Genomic DNA, 4,901 nt, shown 5'->3' on the forward strand with positions numbered 1-4,901 from the left:
GAGGGGGAGAGGGGAGAGAGGGGGAGAGGAAGAGAAGCTTTTTGATCGATCGTCGAAATATACAATTTAAATGCAACACAGCTTATTATATTATTAAATTAAGTGATTTGTTGTGTAGGCGTTGCTGATTTACGGTAGGAAAGGCTAAATATGCAAGTCAGAGAAACCACTATCCACAAAAATTCGGGATTTTCAACTGATTTTTTTCATACTCTGATTAAGCAACGCCAGATTTTGGAGTTATCTAACTCACGAACGAGATATTTGAACAGCAACTTGACCGCTTTAGCCACCAGAGGCGATCGCACTTAACCTGTAATTTTGCATAAGTTCGATCGCCCTCAACTTTCCCCAGCAAATCCAATTACTGCCGGATCGGATCGCGAAGTACCCGATATCGATTAAAGTAAACACAAAATATTATTGGCGGTGATTTGAGTGATTGAGAGTTTAGCAACAGGAATCGCAGCAGCAGGTTCGCTGCTAGCCTTGGGCGGATTGGGCCTAGAGTTGAACTATCGCCGGACTGGGAGTGCAAATAAACTAGAACTTACAGCCGGAGAATGGCACTTAGCCATAAACGAACCCAATCGCTATCTTTTAGTCGGGGAAATGGAATTCCGCAACCTGACACAGCGGTTCGAGGTGATGTTGCCGGAAGTGCGCGCACAGGTGAAACTGCTGTCAGACGCAAGTTTGGATGGCGTGACTTTCCAGACAAAAGTGATTCCTTGTCACAAAGACGCAAAAGCCCGATCGGACGATTACTGGTTCGGCTATATTGTTAAAGCCCAACAAACCACCAAAATCAAAGTTTCTGTAGAGATTCAAGGGCAAGATTTAACCAAATTGCAGTCAGCTTGGGTGCAAATACATTTCGTCACCTACGGCCCGGGCGGGCGCATCCCCAAAGTCCGCAACGTAGTAGTCCCGCTGCAATTTCCCAACTCGGACACCGTACCCGTCGCCCGCAATGTCGGAGTTGCCGAAGTTTTGCCGATTCGCACCCACATACTGGCAGAACTAGACGATCCCGTCGAAATTGTCAAGCGTTACGTGGTGCCGCGCGCCCAGAAAGGCGATATTGTTGCCCTCGCAGAAACTCCCCTAGCTTTGATGCAGGGACGCTACCGCCACCCCAGCGAAGTTAAACCCGGATGGGTAGCAAAGCGAGTTTGTTTGTTTTTCTTGCCGATGTCGAGTTTGGCCACGGCTTGCGGAATGCAAACTTTGGTGGATGTAGTAGGCCCTTGGCGCGTAGTTGCAGCATTTGCGATCGGCTCTGCAGCTAAAATATTGGGTAAACCGGGAGTTTTTTACCAACTAGCAGGGGAACAAGCAAGGCTGATCGACGACGTTACCGGGACTTTGCCTCCCTTCGACCAATTTATTGTCCTCGGCCCGGACAATCCCCAGCAAGTTGTAGAACAAATTCAACGAGAAACCGGACTTGCGGCGGCGATCGTAGACGCTAACGACTTGAAAGCAGTTAAGATATTAGCAGCGACCTCCGATTTATCGGTAACATTTTTAGAGCAAGCCTTGCACAGCAACCCCGCCGGGAATGCTGACGAGCGAACACCGGTCGTATTGATTCGACCTCTGCCACAGAAATCTTGAGTCGAAGACTGAAAATTAAAAAGTCAAAAAAGTGATTTAAAGTTTTTAACTTTAGATCCACTAAGAAAGGGAGAAGAATTAAAAGTTACTAAGTTTTGAGATCAAAACTTCCCTAACTCTTCCCCTTTCTTAAAAAGGTTTAACTTTTTAATTTCTATGCTCCACTTTGGTGCTATTACGGTTATCAAGTTTTATTAGAGACTCGCCAACCATTAGTGTCAACTTAAAGCTAAAAGCCTTTGTATATGTTGTTTACCGCTGAGGCCAGATCCCCCTAAATCCCCCTTCTTAAGGGGAGTAGGGGTTGACTTTGAGAATGCTCCTGTCCCCCCCTTCTTAAGGGGAGTAGGGGTCGAGTAGGGGGCAAGCTAAGGGGGGATCGACGCTTAATCGCTAGACAGAATACGAGCACTACGTTTGACCTTAAGTTGACACCAATAACCAATAACCAATAATCAATTTATACCTCACCTGAGAATTTATATATGACTTCATTTACCTCTCAAAACCAAAACCCGGTTGTGATTCGCCCGTTTCAGTACCGCGACATCGAGGCGATGGAACAACTGTGCGCGGAAACAGCCGAAAATCCAGAAAACGGCAAGGGCGCAAGCTGCGACCTGGTACTGGGTAGAAAGCTGCAGCAGATTCGTCGCTGGTACGGACTGCTGAAAATTTTTAGCTTGTTTCCAAACACTGGCCAGTCGGTGTTCCGCGCCCACGTTGCCGAAGAACAGGGTAAAGTTAAGGGCATAATTCAGATTTCTCCTTTCAACCGCACCCGCAGCACTTGGCGGATCGATCGCATCGGAGTAGACCCAGAAGCCCGCAGCAAAGGCATTGGTTCCATGCTGCTGCGGTACTGCTTTGAGGCAGTCTGGGAGGCGCGGACGTGGCTGCTGGAGGTGAATGTCGGCGACAAAAACTCCCTGGCTTTGTACCGGCAGAACGGGTTTCAGCCGTTGGCGCAGATGACTTACTGGACGATCGCCCCAGAACGCCTGCAATTCATGGCAAACTCAACGCCAGATTTGCCCAACCTGCTGCCGGTCAGCAACGCGGACGCTCAATTGCTGTATCAACTCGATACCGCATCGATGCCGCCCTTGGTGCGCCAAGTATTCGACCGGCACATTCAAGACTTCAAAACCAGTTTTTTCGGCGCTTTAGTCGAAGGTGCCAGACAGTGGCTGGCGAAAACAGAAGTAGTCAGCGGTTACGTGTTTGAACCGCAGCGGAAAGCCGCGATCGGCTATTTTCAGGTGCAGCTATCCCGCAACGGCCAAGCGCCACACGTCGCCCAGTTGACCGTACACCCGGCCTACACTTGGCTGTACCCAGAACTGCTATCCCAGATGGCGCGACTCGTTCAAGACTTCCCCGTTCAAAGCTTGCAACTAGCTTCCGCCGACTATCAACCGGAACGCGAAGCTTATTTAGAGCAATTTGGAGCCGTGCGCTTGGAACACAGCTTGCTGATGTCTCGATCGGTATGGCACAAACTGCGCGAATCAAAGTTAGTCTCCCTCGAAGGACTCCAACTATCAGAAGTGTTGCAGAGCTTCCAGCCAACTCGCAAACCCGTACCGGGTCGGATGTCCTGGCTGGGCCCGATGGCTGGGGAAGCCGCAGCAGGGCCCGCGTCCTCAGAGATTAAACCGTTTTTGTCGGACTCAGGAAACGGTAAAGCCGATCGAATTAACCCCTTGAACGGTCAAAATTCCGAATCAGCAGCAACAGATGTTAGTAGCGCTTCGCCTATAAAATTGCCGGAATTGCCTCAAGACGGCGGCTCGCTAGGAGAACTCAATTCTTAACAATTGAAAGCAGAAGGTAGAATGTAGAAAGCAGAAAAAAATTAATTAATCATCCAACAAATTAATTTTTTTCTGTCACGTTTACAGGAATTTCCTTCTGCTTTCAATTGATGTCAACTTAATATTGCCTATTATCTTCTTACTTTCTTCTGTTATTCCTTCGCGTTCTTTGCGTCTTCGCGGTTCGTTAAATAAAATTGTATCCGCCCAAAAACAGTAAATCTAAAATCTAAAATCGATAATAATGTCCAACGAAAAATTATGGATCAGTGCCCTCGGATTAGATATCGGCAGCAAACGAGTCGGCATCGCCGGATGTGACGGCACAGGTTTAATCGCTACGGGGATTACTACTCTGGTGCGATCGTCCTTCGATCGCGACGTAGCTTGTCTGCGAGAACTCGTCCGATCGCGCGGAGTGAAAATTTTGGTTGCAGGCTTGCCCTACTCCATGAACGGAGAATTGGGCAATCAAGCGCGACAAGTGCAGAAATATGCTGGCCGCATCGCCGAGGCCTTAGAACTCCCCCTAGAATATACAGATGAGCGCCTGACTTCGGTTGAGGCAGAGGAATTGATTCAAGCACAAGGAATGTCGCCTTCGCAAAATAAGGGTTCGATCGATCGCAAAGCAGCAGCCCTGATTTTGCAGCGGTGGTTGGATATGAGAAGACAAAATATCGCCCCTGTTCCCAATCTTGATAGCTTTTAACAAAGGCGTGATATCCTAGTTGTGCAAGTTTGCTAGGCACACCTGTAACCGTTGACATACTTGAGAAAATTTCGCTGTACCCTCGGTACTGAAGCAGCACAAAATTGTGATTTGTCCTCAGTATCGCTCTGGACTAGACAGAAATTTAAACGCTGCACTCTCCGCGTGGAAAATGCCGCGAGTCTCGCGGTTTAAACTTGTGGGCTGGCGATCGCCCGCGCCGCCAGAATATCGCCACGAAAACTCCCCATTGTCAAGCACAAATTACTGAATAATTGACGGAAAATTAAGATACACGCGATGTCCTCATCCCCAAACCGCAAAGAGAATGGCAGTTCCAACGAAGAGTCCGTCACCCTGACGGATGAATTCGGGCGATCGCTCGCTTGCAACATAGAGCATTCGATGAACCTAGAAGGTCAAGAATACGCTTTGCTAATTCCGATCGACTCTCCAGTAGAAATTTTTACTTGGCACGGAGACGAAAGCGACGAATCAGCAATTCCTGTAGAAGACGAGACCGAAATTGACAAAATTTTTGATATTGCTAAAGTTGTGCTGCAAGAGCAGAACTTGACACTCCGGCGCACGGCGGTGACGCTGACTGTAGTTGGCGAATTGCCAGAATTTACTGACGAGGAGATGGCACCGGATGCCGATCCCGATGAAGAATCGGATTTCGAGGAACTTATGTGGCTGACGAGCTTCTATCACGAAGAACAGGAATATGCCATTTATACCCCTCTCGATCC

At 48.4% G+C, this 4,901-nt stretch carries 5 protein-coding genes; 4 read left to right on the forward strand and 1 reads right to left on the reverse strand.

Annotation, left to right across the window (positions count from 1 at the left end):
* Positions 1–285: 285 nt before the first annotated feature.
* A complete protein-coding gene (locus WBA89_RS18760) occupies positions 286–414 on the reverse strand; it encodes a hypothetical protein (protein ID WP_424408721.1) in 129 nt (42 codons plus the stop codon).
* A 24-nt stretch (positions 415–438) separates the two neighbouring features.
* On the opposite strand from WBA89_RS18760, the gene WBA89_RS18765 reads away from it, so the two are divergent.
* From WBA89_RS18765 to WBA89_RS18780, 4 genes are all read left to right on the forward strand, one after another.
* Positions 439–1,620: a F420-0:Gamma-glutamyl ligase gene (locus tag WBA89_RS18765; protein WP_424408722.1), complete on the forward strand. Its 1,182-nt coding sequence runs from the start codon at positions 439–441 to the stop codon at positions 1,618–1,620.
* A gap of 485 nt (positions 1,621–2,105) precedes the next feature.
* A complete protein-coding gene (locus WBA89_RS18770; protein ID WP_424408723.1) occupies positions 2,106–3,437 on the forward strand; it encodes an N-acetyltransferase family protein in 1,332 nt (443 codons plus the stop codon).
* A 244-nt stretch (positions 3,438–3,681) separates the two neighbouring features.
* Positions 3,682–4,149: a Holliday junction resolvase RuvX gene (ruvX, locus tag WBA89_RS18775; RefSeq protein WP_424408724.1), complete on the forward strand. Its 468-nt coding sequence runs from the start codon at positions 3,682–3,684 to the stop codon at positions 4,147–4,149.
* A gap of 300 nt (positions 4,150–4,449) precedes the next feature.
* On the forward strand, positions 4,450–4,901 hold a 452-nt coding region (locus WBA89_RS18780; protein WP_424408725.1), incomplete at its 3' end, for a DUF3727 domain-containing protein.

Source organism: Microcoleus sp., from assembly GCF_049646505.1.
GTDB lineage: Bacteria > Cyanobacteriota > Cyanobacteriia > Cyanobacteriales > Microcoleaceae > Microcoleus.

Coding starts and splice junctions, on each gene's coding strand:
- WBA89_RS18770 (WP_424408723.1), top strand. CDS start 2,106: ATGACTTCATTTACCTCTCAAAACCAAAACCCGGTTGTGATTCGCCCG.
- ruvX (WP_424408724.1), top strand. CDS start 3,682: ATGTCCAACGAAAAATTATGGATCAGTGCCCTCGGATTAGATATCGGC.